General features: G+C 68.6%; 21 protein-coding genes. 8 read left to right on the top strand and 13 right to left on the bottom strand.

Features of this window, described 5'->3' with window-relative positions:
• The first annotated feature begins 56 nt into the window (after positions 1–56).
• From EL288_RS02555 to EL288_RS02540, 4 genes are read left to right on the top strand one after another with little or no spacing between them, the layout of a single operon-like run.
• Complete coding sequence (locus tag EL288_RS02555; protein WP_003815139.1) at positions 57–1,277, top strand: FAD-dependent monooxygenase; 1,221 nt, start codon at positions 57–59, stop codon at positions 1,275–1,277.
• A 20-nt stretch (positions 1,278–1,297) separates the two neighbouring features.
• Positions 1,298–2,110, top strand: a complete 813-nt coding sequence (locus EL288_RS02550) for an enoyl-CoA hydratase (RefSeq protein ID WP_015064915.1) — start codon at positions 1,298–1,300, stop codon at positions 2,108–2,110.
• A gap of 5 nt (positions 2,111–2,115) precedes the next feature.
• Positions 2,116–3,051, top strand: coding sequence for an alpha/beta hydrolase fold domain-containing protein (locus tag EL288_RS02545; protein ID WP_003815145.1), 936 nt, complete (start codon positions 2,116–2,118; stop codon positions 3,049–3,051).
• Complete coding sequence (locus tag EL288_RS02540; RefSeq protein ID WP_033459011.1) at positions 3,035–4,258, top strand: CaiB/BaiF CoA transferase family protein; 1,224 nt, start codon at positions 3,035–3,037, stop codon at positions 4,256–4,258. The genes EL288_RS02545 and EL288_RS02540 overlap by 17 nt, the downstream gene beginning before the upstream one ends.
• Before the next feature lie 87 nt (positions 4,259–4,345).
• Here EL288_RS02540 and EL288_RS02535 read toward each other — a convergent pair whose 3' ends face one another.
• From EL288_RS02535 to EL288_RS02525, 3 genes are all read right to left on the bottom strand, one after another.
• Positions 4,346–5,131: a GntR family transcriptional regulator gene (locus tag EL288_RS02535; protein WP_003815149.1), complete on the bottom strand. Its 786-nt coding sequence runs from the start codon at positions 5,129–5,131 to the stop codon at positions 4,346–4,348.
• Between the two features lie 52 nt (positions 5,132–5,183).
• Positions 5,184–9,146: a DUF3683 domain-containing protein gene (locus EL288_RS02530; protein ID WP_003815152.1), complete on the bottom strand. Its 3,963-nt coding sequence runs from the start codon at positions 9,144–9,146 to the stop codon at positions 5,184–5,186.
• Between the two features lie 123 nt (positions 9,147–9,269).
• The gene (locus EL288_RS02525; protein WP_033459012.1) at positions 9,270–9,806 is read right to left on the bottom strand and encodes a YqaA family protein; all 537 of its coding nucleotides are present in this window, start codon (positions 9,804–9,806) and stop codon (positions 9,270–9,272) included.
• An 86-nt stretch (positions 9,807–9,892) separates the two neighbouring features.
• Here EL288_RS02525 and ilvA point away from each other — a divergent pair, with 86 nt between their 5' ends.
• Complete coding sequence (ilvA, locus tag EL288_RS02520) at positions 9,893–11,401, top strand: threonine ammonia-lyase, biosynthetic (protein WP_003815155.1); 1,509 nt, start codon at positions 9,893–9,895, stop codon at positions 11,399–11,401.
• 89 nt (positions 11,402–11,490) lie between these two features.
• On the opposite strand, the gene EL288_RS02515 is transcribed toward ilvA, so the two are convergent.
• The gene (locus tag EL288_RS02515; protein WP_010927133.1) at positions 11,491–12,597 is read right to left on the bottom strand and encodes a porin; all 1,107 of its coding nucleotides are present in this window, start codon (positions 12,595–12,597) and stop codon (positions 11,491–11,493) included.
• A 209-nt stretch (positions 12,598–12,806) separates the two neighbouring features.
• Entirely contained in the window at positions 12,807–13,190 is a 384-nt protein-coding gene (locus EL288_RS02510; RefSeq protein WP_003815157.1) for a DUF4148 domain-containing protein, read from the bottom strand.
• A gap of 243 nt (positions 13,191–13,433) precedes the next feature.
• On the opposite strand from EL288_RS02510, the gene EL288_RS02505 reads away from it, so the two are divergent.
• Positions 13,434–14,324 (top strand): LysR family transcriptional regulator, encoded by an 891-nt coding sequence (locus tag EL288_RS02505; protein ID WP_010927134.1) that lies wholly within the window; start codon positions 13,434–13,436, stop codon positions 14,322–14,324.
• Positions 14,325–14,336: 12 nt separating this feature from the next.
• Here the strand turns inward: EL288_RS02505 and EL288_RS02500 are convergent, their stop codons facing one another.
• The 8 genes from EL288_RS02500 to purT form a co-directional block, all read right to left on the bottom strand.
• Positions 14,337–14,885, bottom strand: coding sequence for an adenine phosphoribosyltransferase (locus EL288_RS02500; protein WP_033446416.1), 549 nt, complete (start codon positions 14,883–14,885; stop codon positions 14,337–14,339).
• A gap of 62 nt (positions 14,886–14,947) precedes the next feature.
• Positions 14,948–16,627, bottom strand: coding sequence for a thiol reductant ABC exporter subunit CydC (cydC, locus tag EL288_RS02495; RefSeq protein WP_003815160.1), 1,680 nt, complete (start codon positions 16,625–16,627; stop codon positions 14,948–14,950).
• Positions 16,624–18,375, bottom strand: coding sequence for a thiol reductant ABC exporter subunit CydD (gene cydD, locus EL288_RS02490; RefSeq protein ID WP_033456055.1), 1,752 nt, complete (start codon positions 18,373–18,375; stop codon positions 16,624–16,626). Before cydD ends, cydC begins: the two co-directional genes overlap by 4 nt.
• Complete coding sequence (gene cydX, locus EL288_RS02485; protein WP_003815163.1) at positions 18,372–18,497, bottom strand: cytochrome bd-I oxidase subunit CydX; 126 nt, start codon at positions 18,495–18,497, stop codon at positions 18,372–18,374. Before cydX ends, cydD begins: the two co-directional genes overlap by 4 nt.
• A gap of 13 nt (positions 18,498–18,510) precedes the next feature.
• The gene (cydB, locus tag EL288_RS02480; protein ID WP_003815166.1) at positions 18,511–19,665 is read right to left on the bottom strand and encodes a cytochrome d ubiquinol oxidase subunit II; all 1,155 of its coding nucleotides are present in this window, start codon (positions 19,663–19,665) and stop codon (positions 18,511–18,513) included.
• 15 nt (positions 19,666–19,680) lie between these two features.
• The gene (locus EL288_RS02475; protein ID WP_003815168.1) at positions 19,681–21,300 is read right to left on the bottom strand and encodes a cytochrome ubiquinol oxidase subunit I; all 1,620 of its coding nucleotides are present in this window, start codon (positions 21,298–21,300) and stop codon (positions 19,681–19,683) included.
• A gap of 83 nt (positions 21,301–21,383) precedes the next feature.
• Positions 21,384–21,929, bottom strand: coding sequence for a GbsR/MarR family transcriptional regulator (locus EL288_RS02470; RefSeq protein ID WP_003815169.1), 546 nt, complete (start codon positions 21,927–21,929; stop codon positions 21,384–21,386).
• Between the two features lie 142 nt (positions 21,930–22,071).
• Entirely contained in the window at positions 22,072–23,292 is a 1,221-nt protein-coding gene (gene purT, locus EL288_RS02465) for a formate-dependent phosphoribosylglycinamide formyltransferase (protein WP_003815170.1), read from the bottom strand.
• Positions 23,293–23,397: 105 nt separating this feature from the next.
• Here purT and EL288_RS02460 point away from each other — a divergent pair, with 105 nt between their 5' ends.
• Both EL288_RS02460 and EL288_RS02455 read left to right on the top strand, forming a co-directional pair.
• Complete coding sequence (locus tag EL288_RS02460; protein ID WP_003815171.1) at positions 23,398–24,387, top strand: KpsF/GutQ family sugar-phosphate isomerase; 990 nt, start codon at positions 23,398–23,400, stop codon at positions 24,385–24,387.
• Entirely contained in the window at positions 24,384–24,992 is a 609-nt protein-coding gene (locus EL288_RS02455; protein WP_003815172.1) for a KdsC family phosphatase, read from the top strand. Before EL288_RS02460 ends, EL288_RS02455 begins: the two co-directional genes overlap by 4 nt.
• The last annotated feature ends 2 nt before the right edge of the window (positions 24,993–24,994 follow it).

Raw genomic sequence — 24,994 nt, 5'->3', positions numbered from 1 at the left:
TGCGCCCGCGCGGCGGCCCGGCCGGGCCGTCCCCCCACACACAACAGGACAAGACTATGCGAGTCATCATCGCAGGATGCGGTATTGGCGGCGCCGCGCTGGCCGTCGCCCTGGAAAAGTTCAAGATCGATCACGTCGTGCTGGAACAGGCCCCCCGCCTCGAAGAGGTCGGCGCTGGCGTACAGCTCAGCCCCAACGGCGTGGCCGTGCTGCAGCACCTGGGCGTGCACGAGGCCTTGAGCAAGGTCGCCTTCGAGCCCCGGGACCTGCTCTACCGAGACTGGCAGTCGGGCCAGGTGCTGATGCGCAACCCGTTGATGCCGACGATCAAGGAGCACTTCGGCGCGCCCTACTACCACGCGCACCGGGCCGACCTGCTGGGCGTGCTGACCGAGCGCCTGGATCCGGCCAAGCTGCGGCTGGGCAGCCGGATCGTCGACATCGAACAGGACGCGCGGCAGGTCACGGCCACGCTCGCCGACGGCACCCGGATACAGGGCGACATCCTGGTCGGCGCCGACGGCATCCACTCCCTGGTGCGCAGCCGCTTTTTCCAGGCCGACCAGCCCCAGGCCTCCGGCTGCATCGCCTGGCGGGGCATCGTCGACGCGGACGCCGCCCGGCACCTGGACATCTCGCCCAGCGCCCATCTCTGGCTCGGGCCCGAGCGCAGCGCCGTCATCTACTACGTCTCGGGCGGCCGGAAGATCAACTGGATCTGCATCGGCAGCCGTCCGGGCGACCGCAAGGAATCGTGGTCGGCGACCACCACCGTGGATGAGGTGCTGCGCGAGTATGCCGGCTGGAACGAGCAGGTAACCGGGCTCATCCGGTTGACCGACAAGCCCTTCGTCACCGCGCTGTACGACCGCGCGCCGCTGGACTCGTGGATCAACGGCCGCATCGCGCTGCTGGGCGACTCCGCCCACGCCATGCTGCCGTATCACGCCCAAGGGGCGGTGCAGAGCATGGAGGACGCCTGGGTGCTGGCCCGCACGCTGCAGCAGTCCGGCGGCGACATCCCGCCCGCGCTCGAACGCTACCAGTCCCTGCGCAAGGACCGCACCGCCCGCGTGCAGGCCCAATCGCAACTGGCGGAAAAGCGCTTTCACATGAGCGACCCCGAGCAGGTCGCGCGGCGCAACCAGAAGTTCCTCCACTACGACGCCCAGTATCGGGGCACCTTCCTGCCGCAGCAGGAATGGCTGTTCGGATACGACGCCGACAAGGCGGCCCTGGGCACCGACGACGCCTGGCGCGCCCTGCGCGCCTGGTAACCCGACACACGAGAGCAACCATGAACAAATCCGACTCTTTCGAACTCATCGAGTACCAGGCAGCCGACGGCATCGCGCGCATCGCCCATAACCGCCCGCAGGCGCGCAACGCGGAAAGCCAGGGACTGCTCGAGGAACTGGACCGCGCGCTCGGCCTGGCCGTGCGCGACGCCTCGGTCAAGGCCATCGTCATCTCCGGCAAGGGAGACCATTTCTCGGCGGGCCACGACCTCAAGGAGGCCGCGGCCAAGCGCAGCAACTTCACGGTGGAACAGCGCTGGGAATTCGAGGAGCGCTACTACCTCGGCTACGCGATGCACATCTACGACTGCCCCAAGCCGACGATCGCGCAGGTCAGCGGCGCGTGCATCGCGGGCGGATTCATGGTGGCCAACATGTGCGACCTCATCGTCGCCTCCGATGACGCGTTCTTCTCCGACCCGGTCTGCCAGACGCTCGCCACCGCGGCGGTCGAGGTCATGATCCACCCCTGGGTCATGGGAGCCCGCAAGGCCAAGGAATTCCTGTTCCTGGGCGAACGCATGAGCGCCCGGGAGGCGCTGGCCATCGGCATGGTGAACAAGGTCGTCGCGCGCGCCGAGCTGCAGGCCGAGACCGAGCGCATGGCGCAACGCATCGCCGCGTGCGACCCGTTCGCGCTGCGCCTGGTCAAGCGCTCGATCAACCGCGGCCTGGAAATGCAGGGCTTGCGCAGCGCGATCGACGCGCACTTCGACACGCACCAGCTCAGCCATCTGTCGGAAGGCTTCAGCCGCGCGCGCGCCCAGGGCCTGGGCAACGCCATCCAGGCGGCCGCCGCCGGCAGCCGCTGACGGCCATGGCATCGGCACAGCTGGCGACGCTCTCGGCCCAGGTCCGGCAACTGTACGCCGGCTGGGACCAGAACACGGACATCGCGCGGATACGGCGCGACTGGGACGCTTTCTTTGGCGCCGTGCGCCTGCCCGCGCGCGTCACGCCGGTCGATGCCGGCGGCGTCCCGTGCCATTGGATCGAAGCCCCGGCATCGACCCGCGACCGCGTGGTCGCCTTCATCCATGGCGGGGGCTACCAGATCGGCTCGCATCGTTCGCACCACAACCTGATGGCGCGGCTGTCCGCCTGTTCCGGCCGGGCGGTGCTGAGCATCGGATACCGCCTGGCGCCGCAGGCACGCTGTCCGGCCGCGCTCGAGGACGTCGACGCGGCCCATGCCTGGCTGGCCGGCCAGGGCTGGGCGGCGCGGCAGACGGCCCTGGCCGGCGACTCCGCCGGCGGCGCGCTGGCCGTGCTGCTGCTTGCGCGGCTGCGCGCGCGCGGCGCCGCATTGCCGGCCGCATGCGCCGTGATGTCGCCCTGGATCGACCTGCAGGCCCGGGGCGAGAGCTACACCGCCAATGCCGCGTCCGACCCCATCGCCAACCGCGCCACCGTGCTGCGCATGGCGCGCGCCTACCTCGGCCGCGACGGCGACCCCGAAGCGCCCGCCGTCTCGGCGCAGCACGCCGACCTGCGCGGGTTGCCGCCGCTGCTCGTGCAGGCCGGCTCGGCCGAGGCGCTGCTCGACGACGCGCGCGCGCTGGCCGCGCGCGCCGCCGCAAGCGGCGTCGCGGTGCGCCTGAGCGTGTGGCAGGACATGCCGCATGTGTTCCAGCTTTTCGCCGCACGCCTGGATGCCGCCGATGCCGCCATCGCGGAACTCGCGGATTTCATCAATCACCCATTGCGCGCCGCCCGCACCGGCGCCGAGCCCCACCATGAAACAAGCACTTGAGCACATCAAGGTCGTGGACCTCACCCGCGTCCTGGCCGGACCCTGGGCCACGCAGATCCTGGCCGACATGGGCGCCCGGGTCATCAAGATCGAGCGCCCCGGCGCAGGCGACGACCTGCGCGGCTGGGGGCCGCCGTTCCTGAAGAACGCGCACGGCGAGGAAACCACCGATGCCGCCTACTTCCTCAGCACCAACCGAGGCAAGGAGTCGGTGACGCTGGACATCTCCAGCGCCGAAGGCCAGGAAATCGTCCGCCAGCTCGCCAAGGACGCGGACGTGCTGGTCGAGAACTACAAGGTCGGCACGCTGGCGCGCTTCGGCCTGGACTATGAGTCGCTGCGCAAGATCAATCCGCGGCTCGTGTATTGCTCGGTCACCGGATTCGGCCAGACCGGCCCGCACGCCCACCTGCCCGGCTACGACTACATATTCCAGGGCATGGGCGGACTGATGAGCATCACCGGCTTGCCGGACGCCGAACCCGGCGGCGGCCCGCTCAAGACCGGCATCCCTATCACCGATGTGGTCACGGGCATCTACGCCTCGACGGCGATCCTGGGCGCGCTGGAGCACCGCAACCTCAGCGGCGAAGGACAGGCCATCGACATCTCGCTGCTCGATTGCCTGGTCAACGTCACCGGCTGCGCCGTCATGAACTACTTCCTGTCGGGCAAGATACCGCAGCGGCTGGGCAACACGCACTCCAACATGGTTCCGTACCAGGTGTTCCGTTGCAAGGAAGGCGACGTGATCGTGGCGGTCGGCAACGACACCCAGTTCGTGACGTTCGCCGGATTGATCGGCATGCCGCAGCTGGCCACAGACAGCCGCTTCTCGACCATGGCGCAACGCAGCCGCAACCGCGAAACGCTGATTCCCATCATCGCCCAGGCCATGCAGGCGCGCACCATGCAGGAATGGGTGTCCCTGCTCGAGGCCGCCAACGTGCCGTGCGGGCCCATCAACAATCTGCAGCAGGTGTTCGAGGACGCGCAGGTGCGGCATCGTGGACTCAAGCTGTCGCTGCCGCATGGCTCGGGCGTGGACGCGCCAGGCGTCGCCAGCCCGATCCGCTACTCGGCCACGCCCATCGCCTATGGCAGGGCCGCGCCCTGCCTGGGAGAGCATACGGACGACGTACTGCAATCGGAGCTCGGCATGGCGCCGGCGGCGATCGGCGCGCTGCGCGCGCGCGGCATCGTCTGAGGCCCAGTCTGGCCGTCGCGTGCGCTCCCTCGCGCCGGCAGGTTGCGCATGTCCCGGGCGGTCCGGGGATGTCGTGAGGAGAAAGGCCTACGCGACGCGCAGGCGGTCGTCGCCCGGCTCGTCGCCGGCGTCGCCCGCCCATTGTTCGTAGGCGCTGAGGATGCGCGGCAGCATTTCGCGCACCAGGACGTGCGCCTGGCGCGCCGCGCCGGCCAGATCGCGCTGCGCCAGGGCCGGGACGATGCCGCGGTGGTACTGGTCGGCGGGCGTGGCCGCCAGCGTGCGCCGCACCAGGTTGTAGCGCAGCGGCTCGACCTGCTCGTACAGGCGGCTCAAGGTATCGGCAAGCGGAACGTTGCCGGTAAAGCGCGCGCTGGCCAGGTAGAAGTCGCGCAGCGCGCCGATATAGCCGCGCACGTCGGCATCGGCCTGCGCCTGCGCGATGCGCGCCTCGTGCCGGCGCAGATCATCGAGCAGGGGCGAAAGGTCGGCGGCCTCCGACAATTGCATGATGCTGTAGGCCTCCAGTTCGGCGTACAGCATGTAGACCTGCCGGATTTCAGTCTGGCTGTAGCGGCGGATGCGGAAACCCTTGCGCTGCAGGTGCACCACCAGCCCGCCCCGCTCGAGCAGGCGCAAGGCCTCGCGAATCGGGCTGCGGCTGGTGCCGAAGCGCTGTTCGAGGTCCTGTTCGCGCAGGGGCTGCCCCGGCCTGAAGGTGCCGTCGACGATGAGTTCCCGTATCTGCTCTTTCAGGAAGTACGGGATCGTGGCGGGCGCTTTGACGTCCAATATGAATTCCTTGGCCGCAGGGCGCCGGAGTTTGCAAATATAAGAGAATACTAGATAAACATTGAAACATAAATAGCGCAATCCGGCGCCCTAGATCCGTCCCGCGGGGCCGCGGCCCCGCGGGATCGCGGCCTCAGACCAGCACGCGCTCGATACCGCCCGTGTTGGCGCGGCGCACGTAATCCTCCATCCAGGTTTCACCCAGGATGTGGCGCGCCATCTCGACCACGATGTAGTCGGCGTCCATGCCGGTCTCGCCTTCATAGCGCGACAGGCCTTGCAGGCACGACGGACACGAAGTCAGGACCTTGACGTCGCCGCTGAAGCCGTCGGCGCGCATCGCGGCCTGGCCTTGGTCCAGTTCTTCCTGCTTGCGGAAACGCACCTGGGTCGACACGTCGGGACGGCTCACCGCCAGGGTGCCCGACTCGCCGCAACAGCGGTCGCTCTTCTGGGCGCCCTCGCCCACCAGCGAACGCACGGTCTTCATCGGATCCTGCAGCTTCATGGGGGTGTGGCAGGGGTCGTGGTACATGTAGCGCACGCCCTGCACGCCGTCCAGCTTGATGCCCTTCTCCAGCAGATACTCGTGGATGTCGATCAGGCGGCAGCCGGGGAATATCTTCTCGAATTCATAGCCGGCCAATTGGTCGTAACAGGTGCCGCAGCTGACCACCACCGTCTTGATATCCAGGTAGTTCAGCGTATTGGAGACCCGGTGGAACAGCACCCGGTTGTCGGTGATGATCTGCTCGGCCTTGTCCGTCATGCCGTTGCCGCGCTGCGGATAGCCGCAGCACAGGTAGCCCGGGGGCAGCACGGTCTGCACGCCGGCATGCCACAGCATGGCCTGGGTGGCCAGGCCCACCTGCGAGAACAGCCGCTCCGAGCCGCAGCCCGGGAAGTAGAACACCGCCTCGGTATCGGCCGTGGTCGTCTTGGGGTCGCGGATAATCGGGACGTAGTTGGCGTCCTCGATGTCCAGCAGCTTGCGCGCGGTCTGCTTGGGCAGTCCGCCCGGCATCTTGCGGTTGACGAAGTGCACCACCTGTTCGCGCAGCGGCGCGCGCCCGACCGTGGCCGGCGGATGGGCGGCCTGCTTGCGCGAGACGCTGGCCAGCAGGTCGTGCGCGGCGCGCTGCACCTTGTAGCCCACGCCCACCATGGCCTTGCGCGTCGCATTGATCGCGGCCGGATCCTTGGCGTTCAGGAAGAACATGGCCGCGGCCGTGCCCGGATTGAACGATTTGCGGCCCATGCGGCGCAAAAGCGCGCGCATGTTCATCGACACGTCGCCGAAATCGATGTCCACCGGACAGGGCGTATAGCACTTGTGGCACACCGTGCAGTGGTCCGCCACGTCCTCGAACTCTTCCCAATGCTTCAGGCTGATGCCGCGGCGGGTCTGCTCTTCGTACAGGAAGGCTTCGACCAGCAGCGAGGTGGCGAGGATCTTGTTGCGCGGCGAATACAGCAGGTTGGCGCGCGGCACGTGGGTCGAGCACACCGGCTTGCACTTGCCGCAGCGCAGGCAGTCCTTGACCGAATCGGCGATCGCGCCGATGTCGCTTTGCTGCATGATCAGCGACTCGTGCCCCATCAGGTTGAAGCTGGGCGTCCAGGCATGGCGCAGGTCGGCGCCCGGCATCAGCTTGCCGGCGTTGAAGTGGCCGTTGGGGTCGACGCGCCGCTTGTATTCCTGGAACGGCGCCAGCTCGGCCTCGGTCAGGAACTCGTACTTGGTCAGGCCGATGCCGTGCTCGCCGGAGATCACCCCGTCCAGGTCGCGGGCGATCTGCATGATGCGCTCGACCGCCTGGTTGGCTTCGCGCAGCATGCCGTAGTCGTCCGAGTTGACCGGAATGTTGGTGTGCACGTTGCCATCGCCGGCGTGCATGTGCAGCGCCACGAACACGCGGCTCTTGAGCACGCGGGCGTGGACGGCGACCAGCCCCTCGAGGATCAGCTTGCCGGCGTTGCCCGAGAACACCCCCTGCAGCGCCGGCAGCACTTCGGTCTTCCACGAGATGCGTACCGTATGGTCCTGCACCACGTCGAAGACGCGGGCCTGCGGCTGTGCCTGCACGCGCCCGGCCAGCGCCTCGCGCTGGGCGGCCATGTCCAGGCCGTCGAGCTCGGGCAGCGCCTGGGCCAGCGGCAGGTCCAGGTTGTCCAGCAGCCACTGCCAGCGCCGGCGCGTGCGCGCCAGGTGTTCGATGGCCTGGCGCGTGCGCTCGGCCAGCACCTCGGCGCGCGTCAGCGCGACATCCTCGGCGTCCTCCACCTTGCCCATGGGCAGCGGCTCGGCCAGATAGGCATCCAGTTCGTCGAGCAGGCGCAGCTTGTTGCGCGTAGACAGCTCGATGTTGATGCGTTCGATGTGATCGGTGTACTCGCCCATCCGATCCAGCGGAATCACCACGTCCTCGTTGATCTTGAAGGCGTTGGTGTGGCGGGCGATGGCGGCCGTGCGCGAACGGTCCAGCCAGAATTTCTTGCGCGCCTCGGCGCTGACGGCCACGAAGCCCTCGCCGTGGCGCGTATTGGCCAGGCGCACCACTTCGCTGGCGGCGGTGGCCACGGCATCCTCGTCGTCGCCGACGATGTCGCCGATCAGCACCATCTTGGGCAGCATGCCACGCTTGCTCTTGGTGGCATAGCCCACCGCGCGCAGGTAGCGCTCGTCCAGGTGCTCCAGGCCGGCCAGGATGGCGCCGCGCGCCTTGCCCTCGCCGTCCAGGTAGCCCTTGACCTCGACGATGGACGGGATGGCGTCGCGCGCCTGCCCGAAGAATTCCATGCAGACCGTGCGGGTGTGGCGCGGCATGCGGTGCAGCACCCAGCGCGCCGACGTGATCAGGCCGTCACAGCCTTCCTTCTGCACGCCCGGCAGGCCGGCCAGGAATTTGTCGGTCACGTCCTTGCCCAGGCCGGCCTTGCGGAACTTGCGCCCCTCGATATCCAGGCGCTCGGTGCGCAGCAGCTTCTCGCCGGGCTTGCCGGCGCCGTCGAACCATTTCAGTTCGAAGCTGGCCACGTCGACGTCGTGGATCTTGCCCAGGTTGTGCGCCAGCCGCGTCACTTCCAGCCAGTTGCCGTCCGGATCCACCATGCGCCACCAGGCCAGGTTGTCCAGCGCGGTGCCCCACAGCACGGCCTTCTTGCCGCCCGCGTTCATGGCGATGTTGCCGCCCACGCAGGATGCCTCGGCCGAGGTCGGATCGACGGCGAACACGAAGCCGGCGCGCTCGGCGGCCTCGGCCACCCGCTTGGTGACCACGCCGGCGCCGGCGCGGATCACGGCGGCCGGCTCGGTCATGCCCGGCAGCACACAGGACTCGACCTCGCCCAGGGCCTCGAATTTCTCGGTATTGATGACGGCCGACTTCCAGGTCAGCGGGATCGCGCCGCCCGTGTAGCCCGTGCCGCCGCCGCGCGGCACGATGGTCAGGCCCAGCTCGATACAGGCGCGCACCAGCGCGGCGATCTCGTCCTCGGAGTCGGGCGTGAGCACCACGAACGGGTATTCGACCCGCCAGTCGGTGGCGTCGGTAACGTGCGATACGCGCGACAGGCCGTCGAACTTGATGTTGTCGCGCGCGGTGATGCGGCCCAGCACCCGCTGCGCCTGGCGGCGCAACTGCGCGGTCTGGTCGAACTGGCCCTCGAACGCGGCCACCGCCGAGCGGGCGCGCGCCAGCAGCTCGACCACCTTGGCGTCGCGGCGCGGATCATGGCCGGCCTCGGTCACGGCGGCCGGCTCGCGGCGCTTGTCGATCTCGCCCAGGCGGTGGTGCAGCGCCTCGATCAGCAGCTTGCGCCGCTTGGGGTTGTCGAGCAGGTCGTCCTGCAGGTAGGGATTGCGCCGTACCACCCAGATATCGCCCAGCACCTCGTACAGCATGCGCGCCGAACGGCCGGTGCGGCGCTCGCCGCGCAGGTCGCTGACCAGCTGCCAGGCGTCTTCGCCCAACAGGCGGCTGACGATCTCACGGTCGGAGAACGACGTGTAGTTGTACGGGATTTCGCGCAAACGCGCGCCGGGTGCGGGCGGTATCGCCGCGGTCAGGATTTGGCTGGCGAGGGGGGCGTTCATGGAAGCAACAAGAGGGGCCCTTAAAGAGCCATTTTAAGACATTGGCAACCCAATCTCCCGAATACCCCCACATCTGCGCGCAAAACCGCGCCAGATATGGGTCGGAAGGCAGACGGAGCATTGTTACATATGGAGCTCCGGCAGCGCCCATAGCAGGGCGCCGGTCAGCAGCGCGTAGCGCAGAAACTTGCCGATGGCCATGTAGACCACGCAAGGCCAGAAGCTGAGCCGCAGCCAGCCGGCCACCGCGCACAGCGGGTCGCCCACCGCCGGCAGCCAGGACAGCAGCAGCGCCGGCGGCCCCATCCGGTGCAGCCAGATCCGCGCGCGCGCGTTCCAGCGCCCGCCCAGGCGCGACTGGAAGCCGTCCTGCCGCTCGTGGGGGTGGCGGGCGCGCCAGCGCTCGACGGCGCGGTGCGCCCACAGCCCCATGTAGTAGCTGATGGCCCCGCCGGCCGTATTGCCGACGGTCGCCACCAGCACGGTGGGCCAGAACATATCGGGCGCCAGCTTGACGAATCCGTACACCGCCGCCTCGGACCCCAGCGGCAACAGGGTGGCCGACAGCAGGCTGACGAGGAAAACCGCGCTCAGGCCCACCTTGGGCAGGGCCAGGACAGCGAGCAGCCAATGGACGGCATCGAGCAGGCTTTGTTCCATGATGGCCGGTAGTGTAGGGCCAGTCGGCCCGGATGTCCCTGTGGTAATCTGCCCGACGCCTTTTTTTCCCGCGCCGCCGCCCCGCCATGTCCACCGACTACCTCAAACGCATCCTGACCTCCAAGGTCTACGACGTCGCCGTCGAATCGCCGCTGGAGCGCGCGCCCCTGCTGTCGCAGCGCATCGCGAACAACGTGCTGCTCAAGCGCGAGGACACCCAGGCGGTATTCAGCTTCAAGCTGCGCGGCGCCTACAACAAGATGGCCAACCTGACGCCGGCGGCGCGCAGCCGCGGCGTGATCGCCGCCTCGGCGGGCAATCATGCCCAGGGCGTGGCCCTGGCGGCCACCAGGCTGGGCTGCCGCGCGGTCATCGTCATGCCCACCACCAGCCCGCAGGTCAAGGTCGACGCCGTGCGCCGGCTCGGCGGCGAGGTCGTGCTGGCCGGCGACAGCTTCACCGACGCCTACGAACACGCGCAGCAGCTGGAAAAGCGCGAAAAGCTGACCTTCGTGCATCCCTTCGACGATCCCGACGTGATCGCCGGCCAGGGCACCATCGGCATGGAAATCCTGCGCCAGCATCCGGGCGAGATCGAGGCGATCTTCGTGGCCATCGGCGGCGGCGGCCTGATCGCCGGCGTGGCCGCCTACATCAAGCAGTTGCGGCCGGAAATCAAGATCATCGGCGTGCAGACCGAAGACTCCGACGCCATGGTCCGCAGCGTACGCGCCGGCCGGCGCGTGCAGCTCAGCGATGTCGGCCTGTTCTCGGACGGCACGGCCGTCAAGCTGGTGGGCGCCGAAACGTTCCGGCTGGCGCGCCAGTACGTGGACGACTTCGTGGTGGTCAATACCGACGCGATCTGCGCGGCCATCAAGGACGTGTTCCAGGACACCCGCAGCGTGCTGGAGCCCGCCGGCGCCATGGCGGTGGCCGGCGCCAAGCAGTACGCAGCCGAGCACAAGCTCAAGGGCAAGACCCTGGTGGCGGTGGCATGCGGCGCCAACATGAATTTCGACCGGCTGCGCTTCGTGGCCGAGCGCGCCGAAGTGGGCGAAATGCGCGAGGCGGTGTTCGCCGTCACCATGCCCGAGCAGCGCGGCAGCTTCCGCCGCTTCTGCGAGCTGGTCGGCAACCGCAGCGTCACCGAGTTCAACTACCGCATCTCCGATGCCGAGCGTGCGCACGTCTTCGTGGGCGTGCAGGTCTCCACGCCGGCCGAACCGGAAAAGATCGCCGCCAACTTCCGCCGGCACGGCTTCGACACCCTGGACCTGACGCACGACGAACTGGCCAAGACGCACCTGCGCCACATGGTCGGCGGCCATTCGGCGCTGGCGCGCAACGAACTGCTCTACCGCTTCGAGTTCCCCGAGCGCCCGGGCGCGTTGATGCGCTTTCTCAACGCCATGAACCCCGACTGGAACATCAGCCTGTTCCACTACCGCAACCAGGGCGCCGACTACGGCAACATCCTGATCGGCATCCAGGTTCCGCCCACCGACAAGAAACTGTTCAAGACCTTCGTCGCCGAACTGGGCTACCCGCACTGGAACGAAACGGACAACCCGGCGTACAGGCTGTTCCTGTAGGCCGGGGGGAGGAGGTGCCTGTCCCCGCAGGGACAGGCACCAAAAATTCAGCGGGTGCCTGTCCCCCTGCGGGGACAGGCACCCGAGTATCAGAATCTGTGTCTGATCCCCATCGCCACGGCCGTGTCCTTGGCGTCCCGCTGGAATGCATAGTTCTTGCCGTACGAGGCGTAGGCGTACAGGTTGGTGCGCTTGGTGAAGTCGTACGTGTAGCCCAGGCTGTAGACGTTGAACGTGGCGTCGTCGCCGGTCAACTTGTCGTTGCTGGGCGTGGCGCGTTGCCATGAGCCGAACACCGACGAGCGGCCCAGCGGAACGGTGGCGCCGATCATGTACGAATTGGCGCGAAAACCGTCGGCCAGCATGAACGAACTCAGCTTGTTGAAGCCATCGGGCGTAGTGCCCATGTTCTGGCCCACGAACCAGCCATCGCGCGTCTGGCCGAAAGCCGCGGCCAGCTTGACCACCTCGAAATCGTAAGTGCCGCCGATGGCGTACTGCTGCACCCGCGCATCGGATTTGCCGCCGGCGCGATCGTCGTTGGGGTTGAAGCGATCGTACGTCAGGGCCAGGTTGACCGGTCCGTTCAGGTACTGCAGGCCGGTGGTCAGCACGCGGTTGTTCCCGGCGGTGGCGAAGTTGCTGTCGTCGTCCAGCGTGTCGTCCGCGCTGAACGAATAACCGACGCCGAACTTGAAACCCTCCAGGCTGGGCGTCTGGTACAGCACCATGTTGTCCAGGCGCATGGTGTTGGCGGCGCTGAATGTCGTGCCCATGTTCGCCGAGTTGTAGCTCACCGAGAACGGGTCGATCGAGCCGAAGAACTTCGACGCCAGGTTGGTCTGGCGGCCGAATTCCAGGCGGCCCCACGCATCGCTGTCCAGGCCCACCGTGGCCTGGCGGCCGAACAGGCGGCCGCTTTGCAGCGAGTTGCCGTTGAGCGGGCCGAAGCCGGCCTCCAGGTTGAACACGGCGCGCAGGCCGTCGCCCAGGTCTTCGCTGCCGCGCAGGCCGAAGCGCGAGCCGCTGCTGACGCCTTGCACCGTGCCGATGCGGCTTTGCGACTGGCCCTTGAACTTGACCTGTTCATAACCGAGGCCGGCATCGATGAGGCCATACAGCGTCACCGAGTCGGCAGCCTGCGCGGCACCGGCGAAACCCGTCGCCAGCGCCACGGCCAGTAGTGTTTTTTTCATAGCAGTTCCCTACGGATGGCAAGAAAGACATGCGCCTGGCGCAGCCACGCTGCGCGCGAAGCACTGCCCACAGTGTCCGGCCGGCGCCCGCACGGAGAAACCCCTATTTCGGGGAACACTTTCCCATCAATGGAAGAATGGACGGGCACGGCGGCTGCGGCCGCCAGGTCCGGCACCCTGCCCGCGCGGGCTGGGCGGGACGGCGCGCCTTACTTGGCGGGCGGGTAGTCCAGTTCGCCGAAGGTGACTTCGCCGGCGGCCTTGGCGGCAGCCAGTTCGGCGCGCACCTGTTCGCGCGTCTTGCCGGCGGCGGGCGCGGCGGCGGGAGCGGGATAGTCCAGCTCGCCGAACGTGACCTGTCCGGCGGCCTTGGCCTCTTGCAGTTCGGCCGCGACATCGGCGCGGCTCTTGCCGGCGGCGGGCGCGGCGGCGGGCGGGTAGTCCAGCTCGCCGAACGTCACCTGCCCGGCGGCCTTGGCGGCGGCCAGTTCGGCGCGAACCTGTTCGCGGGTCTTGCCATCGGCGTGGGCGGCGGACATGCCCGCCAGCGTAACGGAAACCATGAGGGCAGTGGCCAGGGCGTGGCGTTTCATCGACTTCTCCAATCTTAAATGTTGTTCAGTGCCGTGGGGGGCAATATGTCAACGCAATGACGACCGGAGAAGTATCAGCGCTTCGAACCTAAGTAAAAACCCTTATTTTGGCGAACTTCATTCCATGAGCGGGATAATGATTAAGCAAGATGTATGTTCCCGCCATTTATCATGGCGGGACTCGCACCGCGCACATGCGGCGGGCGCGCCCACCCGCCGGCGGCATAAGAACAGAGGTCCAAGATGGATATCCAGCTCAACGATATCGCGCTCTTCGTTGAAGTGGCCAAGCGCAAGAATTTCAGCCACGCGGCCGAAGCCCTCAACATCCCCACCTCCACGCTGTCGCGCCGTGTCAGCGAGCTGGAGCGCGGCCTGGGCATGCGCCTGCTCAACCGCAGCACCCGCCGCATCGACCTGACCGAAGCCGGCGCCCTGTATTTCGAGCGCTGCCGCCATATCGTCGAGGAAGCGCGCGTGGCGCACGAGCAATTGCAGGACATGGCCGCCCAGCCCAAGGGGCGGCTGCGCATTTCGCTGCCCACCAGCCTGGCGCAGCTGTTCCTGACCGACGTGATACCGGAGTTCCGTAGCCTGTATCCCGATATCGAATGCGACTTCGACCTCAGCATGCGCCCGGTCGATCCCATCAGCAATCCGTTCGACCTGGTGCTGCGCTTCGGGCAACAGCCCGACTCCAGCCTGGTCGCGCGCCAGATCGTGCTGATGACCCAGCACCTGTACGCCGCCCCGCAATACCTGGCCCTGCATGGCGAACCGCGCGTGCCGGCCGACCTGGGGCATCACGAATGCCTGCGCCCCTCCATGAGCGACGCGTTCTCGTACTGGGTACTGCAATCGGGCGACAAGGTCGAGCGGGTCCAGGTGTCGGGCCGGCTGGCGGCCAACAACATCGGCATGCTGGGCCGGCTGGCCAGCCAGGGCCTGGGCATCACGCCGCTGGTCATGAGCGACAGCATGACACGCGCCATCAGGCAGGCGGGCCTGGTGCGCGTGCTGCCCGATTGGGCGCTGACGCCGATCCCGTTGTTCGCGCTGATGCCCTCGCGCATGGTGCCCGCCAAGACGCGGGCCTTCCTCGATTTCATCCAGCCGCGCCTGAACGCGAGCTGAGGCGGCGCGCGCTCAGTCGCCTTCCTGGTACTGGCACACGGTGTACAGCGGCGTGCCCGTGGCCGTGATCTGGGCCGAGCCGCCCAGGTAAGGCAGGTCGATGATGGCCGCGGCCTCGACCACGTTGGCGCCCAGCCGCTGCAGCAGCTTGATGGCCGCCAGCATGGTGCCGCCGGTGGCGATCAGGTCGTCGACCAGCAGCACGCGCTGGCCGGTGCGCACCGAATCGGTATGCATCTCGACCGCGGCATTGCCATATTCCAGCGAATATTCCTCGGCCACGGTACGGTACGGCAGCTTGCCCTTCTTGCGCACCGGCACGAAGCCGAGGTTCAGTTCGTGCGCCAGCACCGCGCCCACGATGAAGCCGCGCGCATCGACGCCGGCCACCAGGTCGAGGCGCTGGCGCATGTAGCGATAGACGAACAGGTCGATCAGGACGCGGAACGTGCGCGGGTCCTGCAGCACGGGCGTGATGTCGCGAAACGTCACGCCGGGCGTGGGCCAATCGGGGACGCTGCGGATGGTGCGCCGGACCAGTTCGGCGTAATCGGTCTGCATGGTGAACGTCCCTGGAAACAAAAGCAAGGCGAACTATAACCGCGCGCCGATGCTTAGGCCAGTCACATGGGCGCGGCGCGGTGCAGCCGGCCCGCTTGCAGCGTGTACACCGTATCGACCGTACCCGGCGGCAGGCGGGCATGCGTGGCGAGCACCACGGTACGCCCCTGCGTGGCGCGCGCCAGATCCGCCAGCAGCTCGGCCTCGGTGGCCGCGTCCAGGCCCGCGGTGGGCTCGTCGAGCAGGATGGCCGATGCGCCGGTCAGCAACGCGCGCGCCAGGCAAAGGCGGCGCGCCTGGCCGGCCGACAGTCCCGCACCGGTCTCGCCTATCCACGTATCGAGGCCGTGCGGCAAGCCGCGCACCACCTCGCCCAGGCGCGCCGCATCCAGCGCGCGCCACAGCGCCGCGTCGCCGGCCTGCGCGTCGCCGATCAGCAGGTTGGTGCGCACGGTGCCGAGAAACAATGGCGCGTCCTGCGACAGCAAGGCCACGCGGCGATGCAGCTCGGCCTGCGCGCACTCGCGCACATCGCAGCCGGCGTAGCGCACCGCGCCGCGCTGCGGGTCCTCCAGGCGCAGCAGCAGCTGCAGCACGGTCGACTTGCCGGCGCCGCTGGCGCCGACGATGGCCACGCGCTGCCCGGGCGCGACGCGCAGGCTGGCGCCGTCGAGCACCGGATGCGCCGCGGCGTCGGGCACGGGATAGGCAAACGTCACGTCCTCCAGCGCCAGTTCGCCCGCGGGCGGCAAGGCGCGCGGCGCGGCCGGATCACGCAGGTCGGGTTCGCGCGCGGCGATCTCGCCGATGCGCGCGGCGGCGGCGACCGCAGCGCCCAGGCGCGAAACGCCGCGCATGACCGGGCCGGCCACTTCGAAGATGCCGATCGTCGCCAGCAACAAGCCCGCCAGCAAGGGACCGCCCAGCTCGCCCGCGGCCAGGCCGTCCAGCCCGAACCACAGCACGGCCAGCACCGCCGCGCCGGCGGCCAACTGCGCCAGCCACTGCCCGCGCGCGGCGATGCGCACCTGCGCCGCGCGCGCGCGGGCCGACTGCTCGCACGCGTCGGCGAACTGCGCGCGCGCCTGGGCGCCGGCATGCAGGGCCGCGATGTCGGCATGGCCTTCGACCGCATCCAGCGTCGCCGCGCGCAGGGCCGCCGCGCTTTCCTGCACCGCCGCGCCGGGCCGGCGGCCCGCGCGCGCCAGCCACCAGGGCGCCACGGCACAGCACAGCAGCAAGGCCGCGGCCACCACCAGCGCGGCGGCCGGAATCCAGGCCCCCATGACCGCGGTCAGAATGGCGCCGCCCGCCAGCGCCACCGCAACCGGCGCCAGCACGAACAGGAACACCGTATCCAGCGCGTCGACGTCGCTGGTCAGCCGCGCCACCAGATCGCCGCCGCGGTAGCGCGCCAGTTGGCGCGGCGTCAGGCGCACCAGCGAGCGGAATACCGAGGCCCGCAGATCGGCCAGCAGGCGCAGCGTGGCGGCGTGGCCGGCCAGCCGTTCACCGTAGCGCGAGGCGATGCGGATAAACGACAGGCCGCGCACCAGCGACGACGGCACGAACAGATTGAACACCGCGCCCGCGCCGGCCAGCGCCGCCCCGGTCAGGAACCAGCCCGACACCCCGAGCAGGCCCACGCCCGCCGCCACGGTCAGCAGCGACAGCGCCAGGGCCAGCGCCAGCGCGCCTTTGCGGCGCGCGTACAAGCGGAACAGTAGGCGCCACAGGCTCATGCCGGCTGCAACTCCCGCAGGCGGCCCTGCTCCAGCATCCATTGCCGCGGCAGGCGCCGCGCCACCGCGTCGGCATGCGTGGCCAGCAGCAAGGTGCGTCCCTGCGCGAAGGCCAGGACCTCGTCGAGCACGCGCGCCTGTGTCGCCGCATCCAGGTGGGCGGCAGGCTCGTCCAGCAGGATCAGCCCGGGGTCGCGCAGGAACAGGCGCGCCAGCGCCACACGCTGTGCCTGCCCTCCCGACAGGCCATGGCCGCGGCTGCCCAGCGGCGTGTCCAGGCCGCGCGGCAAAGCCTGCGCGAACTCCATGACGCAGGCGCGCCGCGCCGCCTCCTCGACCAGCGCTGCACTGGCGCCAGGCCGCGCCAGGCGAATGTTGTCGGCGATCGAACCGGCGTACAGATAAGGCCGTTGACCGATCAGCACCACGCGTTCGCGCAGCGCGGCTTCGTCCCAGTCGGCCAACGGCACGCCGTCCAGCGCGATGGCGCCGGCGCCGTCGCGCAAGCGCGCCAGCAACTCCAGCAAGGTCGTCTTGCCGGCGCCGCTGGCGCCGCGCAATGCGACGTGCGCGCCGGCGTCCAGCTGCAGGGCGGCTTCGCGCAGCACCGGCGCGCGGCGGCCCGGCTGCGTCACGGTCAGGCCGTTCGCGGCCAGGCGCGCCGCGCCGCGCGCCAAGGCCGGCGCCGGGGCCGGCGGCGCGGGCTCAACCCCGGGCGAGGGCAGGCCGTCGAAGGTGCGCGCGATCTGCGCCACCGCGGCGCGCGCGGCCGCCCGGTCGTGGTAATGAGCGGCGAACTGGCGCAACGGCCCATATACCTCGGGGGCCAGCAACAGGCAGAAGAACCCGCCCTGCAAGGTCAGCACCGATGCCCGCACATCGAGAAAGCCCAGGTAGGTCAGGCCGATGTAGACCGCCACGCCGGCCACGCCCAGCGCCGCGAAGAACTCCAGCACGGCCGAGGACAGGAAAGCGATGCGCAGCACCGCCATCGTGCGCTGGCGCAGGGCGTCGCTGGCCGCCACGACCGACTGCGCCTCGGCCTCGGCGCGGCCATACAGCTTCAGCGTGGCCAGGCCGCGCAAGCGGTCGGCGAAGAAACCCGACAGCCGCGCAAACGCCTGCAGGTGGCGGCGGCTGGCCGCTTCCGCCCCCCACCCCACCAGCGCCATGAACAGGGGGATCAGCGGCGCGGTCACCAGCAGCAGCAGGCCGGCGATCACATCGACCGGCAGCACCACGACCGCGAAGGCGACCGGCAGCACCGCCGCCGCGCCCATGGCGGGCAGGTACTTGGCGAAGAAGGCGTCCAGCGCCTCGACCTGCTCGACCATGGCGCTGGCCAGTTCGCCCGAGGCGCGCTGGCGCGACCATTGAGGGCCCAGGGCCAGCAAGCGCGCGAACAACGCCTCGCGCACCTGGCGCTTGATGCGCTCGGCCGCCGCGGCGCCGGCGCGCTCGCCCAGCCAGGCCAGCGCGGCGCGCGCCAGCATGAGGGCCGCGATCGCGACAATGGAGGTGGCCAGCTCGGCGCGTGCCGCGCCCTGCACGATGGCCTGGTCCAGCACGCGGGCCAGCAGCCAGGCCTGGATGACCAACAGCACGCCGCCGATCAGCGGCGCGGCGCCGGCAACCGCCAGCGGCGCGCGCGCCGCGCGCGCCCGCATCGCCAGCCAGCGCGAATGCTCGCGAGGCGGTTTGTTCAGCGCGGCGGCGGGATCATGCTCGATACCGGAAGCGCCGCTCACTCGTCAGCCGGCTTCTTGTAGGGATCGTGCGCATGGCCTTCGCGCAACTCGAACCACATCGCATTCAGGATGCCGAACGCACACGCCAGGCTCAGGCCAAGAATCCACGAGAAAAACCACATGACTGGCTCCTGATCAGTACGAGTTGGGCGTGCCGTCCACCGAGTCTTCGGTGACCTTGCCGCGCATGACGCGATATACCCAGGCCGTGTAGACCGTGATGATCGGCAGGAAGAACGCCACCGCCAGCAGCATGATCCACAGCGTCAGCAGGCTGGACGACCCGTCCCAGACCGTCAGCCCGGCACCGGGCCGGCTCGACGACGGCATGATGAACGGAAACAGCGCGAAGCCGACCGTGAGGATGATGCCGGCGATCGACACTGACGAAGCGAGAAATGCGAGTACGTTGGCGCGCGCGCTGAGCAGCACGAAGGCAAGCAGCGCACCGCCCACGCCCAGCGCCGGGGCGATCCAGGTCAGCGGCCATTTCTCGTAGTTGGCCATCCAGCCGCCGGCCTGCAACTCCACGGTCTTGAGCATGGGGTTGGACGGCGCATGCATGTCCACCGCGCTGGTGATCACGTGCCCGTCCAGGCCATAGGCCACCCAGAAACCGCCCGCCACGAACAGCGCGGCCGTGACCAGCGCCGCCAGGCGGCCCCAGTTGCGCGCCCGCGAGGACACCGGGTCATGCGTGCGCCAGGCCAGCAGCACGCCGCCATGCATCACCATCATCGCCACGCTGACCAGGCCGGCCAGCAGCGCGAAAGGCTTGAAGAGCTGGTAGAAGTGGCCTTCGTATTCGGGCCGCAGCGTCGCCGCGTCGAAGCCGAACGGCACGCCGAGGATGATATTGCCCATCGCCACGCCGAACACCAGCGCGGCCACCACGCCGCAGAAGCACAGCACCGCGTCCCAGCGGCTGCGCCAGCGCGTGCCCTCCATCTTGCTGCGGTACTTGAAGCCCACCGGCCTCAGGATCAGGGCGATGAGGACCAGCATCATGGCCAGGTAAAAACCCGAGAACGAGGCCGCATACAGCAGCGGCCAGGCCGCGAAGATCGCCCCGCCGGCGGTGATCAGCCAGACCTGGTTGCCTTCCCATACCGGGCCGACCACGTTGAGCACCACGCGCCGCTCGACATCGGTCTTGGCGACCAGCGGCAGGAGCGCCGCCACGCCCAGGTCGAAACCGTCCATCACGGCGAAGCCGATCAGCAGCGCGCCCAGCAACAGCCACCAGAGCACGCGCAGGGTGGCGTAGTCGAAAGGAATCAAGCTATCCATGTGCGTTCTCCCCCATCAATACGCATCGACGGCCGCCTGGACCGGATCGGCGCGCCGGCCGGCCGGCTCGCTCGCCTCGCCTTTCGGCCCGGCCTTGACGGCATGCAGCATCACCTTGACGCCGATCACCAGCAGCACCGTATAGAGCACCAGGAAGATGGCCAGGCTGATCGCCAGGTCGGTGATGGTCAGGCCGGATGCCGCATAGTAGGTCGGCAGCACGCCCTCGATCACCCAGGGCTGGCGGCCATACTCGGCCACGAACCAGCCGCTCTCGATCGCCACCCATGGCAGCGGCAGGCTCCACAACGCCACCTTGAGCAGGCCGGGCCGGCTGTCCAGGCGCCCGCGCGAAGCCAGCCAGAACGCCACGCCGAAGAACAGGATCAGGTAGAAGCCCACCGCCACCATGACGCGGAACGCCCAGAACAGCGGCGCCACGTTCGGCACCGTGTCGAGCGCCGCCTGCGCGATCTGTTCGTCGGTGGCCTTGGACAGGTCGGGCTGGTAGCGCTTGACCAGCAGGGCGTAGCCCAGATCCGGCCAGGTGCGCTCGAACAGCATGCGCGCGTCGACATCCTTGGGATTGGCGCGAACGCGCTGCAGCGCCTCGTAGGCGGTAATGCCCTCGCGGATGCGCACCTCCGCGCGCCGCACCAGGTCGTCGATGCCCAGCAGCGGCGTGGTCAGCGAACGCGTACCGATCAGCCCCATGACGTACGGAATGGAAATCGCGAACTCGTTCCTGCGCTCTTCCTGGTTGGGAATGGCGATCAGGTTGAACGAGGCCGGCGCCGGCTCGGTATGCCACATGGCCTCGATGGCCGCGATCTTCATTTTCTGGTGTTCGGTGGTGAGATAACCGCTTTCGTCGCCCAGCACCACCACCGACAGCGCCGAAGCCAGGCCGAAGCTGGCCGCCACCGCCATCGAACGCTTGGCCAGGTCGATGTGGCGGCCCTTGAGCAGGTACCAGGCGCTGATCGACATCACGAACATCGCGCCCGCCACGTAGCCGGCGCTGACCGTATGCACGAACTTGGCCTGCGCCACCGGGTTGAGCAGCACGGCGGCGAAGTCGGTCATTTCCATGCGCATGGTGTCCGGATTGAACATCGCGCCCACCGGGTTCTGCATCCAGCCGTTGGCGATCAGGATCCAGAGCGCCGAGAAGTTGGTGCCGAACGCCACCAGCCAGGTCACCACCAGGTGGCCGACCTTGGAAAGGCGGTTCCAGCCGAAGAAGAACAGGCCGACGAAGGTGGCCTCGAGGAAGAACGCCATCAGCCCCTCGAGCGCCAGCGGCGCGCCGAAGATATCGCCGACGTAGTGGCTGTAGTAGGACCAGTTCATGCCGAACTGGAATTCCATGACCACGCCGGTGGCCACGCCCAGGGCGAAGTTGATGCCGAACAGCGTGCCCCAGAACATCGTCATCCGCTTCCAGATCTGGCGGCCGGTCATGACGTACACGCTTTCCATGATGGCCAGGATGAACGACAGGCCGAGCGTGAGGGGAACGAACAGGAAGTGGTACAGCGCGGTCGCGGCAAACTGGAATCGCGACAGGTTGACGACATCGAGGTCAATCATGGAGACGCTCCCAGACGGTAGACCGGCCCGGACAGCCGACATGGCCTCCCGGCTCGCTCGCAGGCCATGATAAGGGCGTTACGTGCAACTTCATAGGGATGATCCTCAACAAACAACAGCCAGATTCAATCCTTGCCGCGCAGCTTGCCGGCAAAACCCAGCACTTTCTGCACTTTTGAACCGAGTTTCATGAGATTTTGCAGCGTTTCGGGCGGCAGGCGCTGCACCTCGTCGAACCATCCCGTGGACAGCTCGATCAGCTCCAGCATCTCGTGCATGCGCTGCTGGGCATAGGCTTGCGCCTCGTCGGCCGGCCGCTCCAGCAAGGTGTCGCGCAACAGCGTAAGGGTGGGATCGATTTCGCGCTTGCGCTTCTCTTCCATCAGGATGCGGAAAATTTCCCAAACATCCTTGGGCGTCTCGAAATAATCGCGCCGGTCGCCGACCTGGTGCATCAGCTTGACCAGCCGCCACGACTGCAGCTCCTTCAGGCCCATGCTGACGTTGGAACGCGAAAAGCCCAGCGCCTCGGCGATGTCGTCGGCGTGCAGGGCCTTGGGCGACAGGAACAGCAGGGCATAGATCTGCCCCACGGTGCGGTTCACGCCCCAGCGGCTACCCATTTCGCCAAAATGCAGCACGAACCGTTCGGTTTGGGGAGAAAGCGCCACGACAATATTTGTTACGTTGATTTCAGAAATTCCTGAAATTATCGAACGTCGTGAAAAAAAAGACAAGGCGTCGGCGCCTTGCCGACCCGGCGCGCAAATGAAAACGCCCCCTGACGGGGGCGCTTGCCCGCGCTGGCTGTGTTCAGGCGCCGGCGCGCACGCGCACGGCCTGCGACACGCGCGCCGCCTTGGCCCGGGCCTGGTCGACGTCGTCGGCCACGGCCAGCCCCACGCCCATGCGGCGCTTGGCGAAAGACTCGGGCTTGCCGAACAGGCGGATGTCCGTGCCGGGCTCGGCCAATGCCTGCGCCACGCCCTCGAAGGCCACGCCACGGGCCTCCACGCCGCCGTAGATGACGCTGCTTGCGCCCGGCTGGCGCAGGCGCGTATCGACCGGCAGGCCCAGCAGCGCGCGCGCGTGCAGCTCGAATTCGTTCTGCACCTGGGAAATCAGGGTGACCATGCCGGTGTCGTGCGGACGCGGGCTGACTTCGGAGAACCAGACCTGGTCGCCGGCCACGAACAGCTCCACCCCGAATATGCCCAGGCCGCCCAGGTCGCCGGTCACGGCCAGGGCGATCTCGCGCGAGCGCTGCAGCGCGGCCGGCGACATGGGATGGGGCTGCCAGCTCTCGACATAGTCGCCATCGACCTGGCGATGCCCGATGGGCTCGCAGAACTGCGTCACGATCTGCCCGTCGGCGCCGCGGGCGCGCACCGTCAGCAGGGTGATCTCGTAGTCGAACTCGATGAAACCCTCGACGATCACGCGTCCGGCGCCCACGCGCCCGCCCTCCTGGGCGTAGCGCCACGCGGCGGCGATGTCATCGGCCGAGCGGATGATCGACTGGCCCTTGCCCGAGGAGGACATGACCGGCTTGATCACGCACGGATAGCCGATGCCGCCGTCGATGGCCTCGCGCAGCGCCTGCTCGGTATCGACGAAGCGGTAGGGCGAGGTGGGCAGGCCCAGGGTCTCGGCGGCCAGCCGGCGGATGCCTTCGCGGTTCATGGTCAGGTGGGCGGCGCGGGCGGTGGGCGTGACGCGCACGGCGCCTTCGTCCTCCAGCGCGACCAGCAGGTCGGTGGCAATGGCCTCGATTTCGGGCACGACCACATGCGGGCGCTCCTGCTCGATGACCTGCCGCAGCGCCTGCGGATCGGTCATGGAGACCACGTGGGCGCGATGCGCCACCTGGTGGCCCGGCGCGTCGGCATAGCGGTCGACCGCGATGACCTCCACCCCCAGGCGCTGCAGGGCGATCACCACCTCCTTGCCAAGCTCGCCTGCGCCCAGCAACATGACGCGGGTAGCCGTTGGAGACAGCGGGGTGCCGAGAACCGGCGCGGGAAAGGTGGACATGACGACGGACCTGCCTGAAAAGAAAAAGGGCGCAAAAAGGAGCCGCCAGCATGCCATAGGGGCCCGGACCCGGCAACTTGGCGCACTGCGATTAAAATCCGCTCCATGAGCGCTCATCCCGACCCCACGCCCGAGGCCATTCTCGCCTCGGCACGCCGCACGCTGCAGACCGAGGCGCAAGCCATTGCCGACCTCGCCGCCCGGCTCGACGACAGCTTCGTGCAGGTCGTCGGCATGCTGCTGGCCTGCCGCGGCCGTGTCGTGGTCAGCGGCATAGGCAAGACCGGGCACATTGCCCGCAAGCTGGCCGCCACCCTGGCCTCCACCGGCACGCCGGCCTTTTTCGTGCACGCCGCCGAAGCCATCCACGGCGACCTGGGGATGGTCACCCGCGACGATGTCCTGATCGCGATTTCCTATTCCGGCACCGGACAGGAGCTGCTGACCATTCTGCCGGTGGTGCGCCGCATGGGCGCGGGACTGATCGCCATTACCGGCAACGCCGAATCCGAGCTGGCCCGCCTGGCCGACGTGCACCTGGACGCCAGCGTGTCCCAGGAGGCCTGCCCGCTGAATCTGGCGCCCACCGCCAGCACCACGGCGGCGCTGGCCCTGGGCGACGCCCTGGCGGTCGCCTGCCTGGAGGCGCGCGGCTTCGGCCGCGAGGATTTCGCGCGTTCCCACCCCGGCGGCGCCCTGGGCCGCCGCCTGCTCACCCACGTGCGCGACGTGATGCGGCACGGACCCGCGCTGCCCATCGTCGCCGAAGACGCCCCCCTGCCCCGCGCGCTCGAGGAAATCTCGGCCAAGGGCATGGGCATGACGGCGGTCGTCGACGCACAGCGCAAGCCCGTGGGCATCTTCACCGACGGCGACCTGCGCCGCCTGATCGAGCGCGTCGGCGATATCCGCAGCCTGACGGTAGCCGACGGCATGACCCGGGCTCCGCGTACCATCGGGCCCGACGCGCTGGCCGCCGAGGCCGCCCAGCAAATGGACGACCGCCGCCTCAACCAGATGCTGGTGGTGGACACCGCCGGCGTGCTGATCGGCGCCCTGCATACTCACGACTTGATGGCAGCCAAAGTAGTATGACCAAGAACTCTCCTGTTTCCGTGCCGCACCCCGCCGAAGCCCTGGTGCTCGCCCGCATCCCCGCCTCGGTGCGCGAACGCGCCGCCGCGGTGCGCCTGATGGTTTTCGACGTCGACGGCGTGCTGACCGATGGCGGCCTGTACTATGGCGAGCACGGCGAAATGTTCAAGCGTTTCCATGCGCTGGACGGCCATGGCCTGCGGCTGCTGATGGAAGGCGGCCTGAAAGTCGCCCTGATCACCGGCCGCTCCGGTCCCATCGCCGACCGGCGCGCCGCCGAGCTGGGCATCGCCGAAGTCCTGCAAGGCGTGCGCGACAAGGGCGGCGCCCTGAGTGAACTTGCCCAGCGCGTGGGCGTCCAACTCAACCAGACCGGCTATATGGGCGACGACATCATCGACCTGCCTGCCATGCAGCGCGCCGGCTTCGCCGCCAGCGTCGCCAATGCGCCGGGCTACGTGGCGCAAGCCGCCCACTGGGTATCCAGCCAGCCGGGCGGCCAGGGCGCGGTGCGCGAATGCTGCGACCTGCTGCTTGCCGCCCAGGGCCGCCTGGGCACCTTCCTGGGCACGCCGGCCCTGCTCGGGCCTGGCGCCATCCAGTAACC

It is taken from the genome of Bordetella bronchiseptica (assembly GCF_900636925.1).
Taxonomy (GTDB): domain Bacteria; phylum Pseudomonadota; class Gammaproteobacteria; order Burkholderiales; family Burkholderiaceae_B; genus Bordetella; species Bordetella pertussis.
The sequence above is the reverse complement of the archived record's forward strand: the minus strand, read 5'-3'. Positions and strand labels throughout refer to the sequence as shown.

Excerpts from the sequence above, each read along its gene's own strand:
- EL288_RS02555 (WP_003815139.1), top strand. The coding sequence starts at position 57 with ATGCGAGTCATCATCGCAGGATGCGGTATTGGCGGCGCCGCGCTGGCC.
- EL288_RS02550 (WP_015064915.1), top strand. The coding sequence starts at position 1,298 with ATGAACAAATCCGACTCTTTCGAACTCATCGAGTACCAGGCAGCCGAC.
- EL288_RS02545 (WP_003815145.1), top strand. The coding sequence starts at position 2,116 with ATGGCATCGGCACAGCTGGCGACGCTCTCGGCCCAGGTCCGGCAACTG.
- EL288_RS02540 (WP_033459011.1), top strand. The coding sequence starts at position 3,035 with ATGAAACAAGCACTTGAGCACATCAAGGTCGTGGACCTCACCCGCGTC.
- EL288_RS02530 (WP_003815152.1), bottom strand. The coding sequence starts at position 9,146 with ATGAACGCCCCCCTCGCCAGCCAAATCCTGACCGCGGCGATACCGCCC.
- EL288_RS02525 (WP_033459012.1), bottom strand. The coding sequence starts at position 9,806 with ATGGAACAAAGCCTGCTCGATGCCGTCCATTGGCTGCTCGCTGTCCTG.
- ilvA (WP_003815155.1), top strand. The coding sequence starts at position 9,893 with ATGTCCACCGACTACCTCAAACGCATCCTGACCTCCAAGGTCTACGAC.
- EL288_RS02515 (WP_010927133.1), bottom strand. The coding sequence starts at position 12,597 with ATGAAAAAAACACTACTGGCCGTGGCGCTGGCGACGGGTTTCGCCGGT.
- EL288_RS02510 (WP_003815157.1), bottom strand. The coding sequence starts at position 13,190 with ATGAAACGCCACGCCCTGGCCACTGCCCTCATGGTTTCCGTTACGCTG.
- EL288_RS02505 (WP_010927134.1), top strand. The coding sequence starts at position 13,434 with ATGGATATCCAGCTCAACGATATCGCGCTCTTCGTTGAAGTGGCCAAG.
- EL288_RS02500 (WP_033446416.1), bottom strand. The coding sequence starts at position 14,885 with ATGCAGACCGATTACGCCGAACTGGTCCGGCGCACCATCCGCAGCGTC.
- cydC (WP_003815160.1), bottom strand. The coding sequence starts at position 16,627 with ATGAGCCTGTGGCGCCTACTGTTCCGCTTGTACGCGCGCCGCAAAGGC.
- cydX (WP_003815163.1), bottom strand. The coding sequence starts at position 18,497 with ATGTGGTTTTTCTCGTGGATTCTTGGCCTGAGCCTGGCGTGTGCGTTC.
- cydB (WP_003815166.1), bottom strand. The coding sequence starts at position 19,665 with ATGGATAGCTTGATTCCTTTCGACTACGCCACCCTGCGCGTGCTCTGG.
- EL288_RS02475 (WP_003815168.1), bottom strand. The coding sequence starts at position 21,300 with ATGTCGGCTGTCCGGGCCGGTCTACCGTCTGGGAGCGTCTCCATGATT.
- purT (WP_003815170.1), bottom strand. The coding sequence starts at position 23,292 with ATGTCCACCTTTCCCGCGCCGGTTCTCGGCACCCCGCTGTCTCCAACG.
- EL288_RS02460 (WP_003815171.1), top strand. The coding sequence starts at position 23,398 with ATGAGCGCTCATCCCGACCCCACGCCCGAGGCCATTCTCGCCTCGGCA.
- EL288_RS02455 (WP_003815172.1), top strand. The coding sequence starts at position 24,384 with ATGACCAAGAACTCTCCTGTTTCCGTGCCGCACCCCGCCGAAGCCCTG.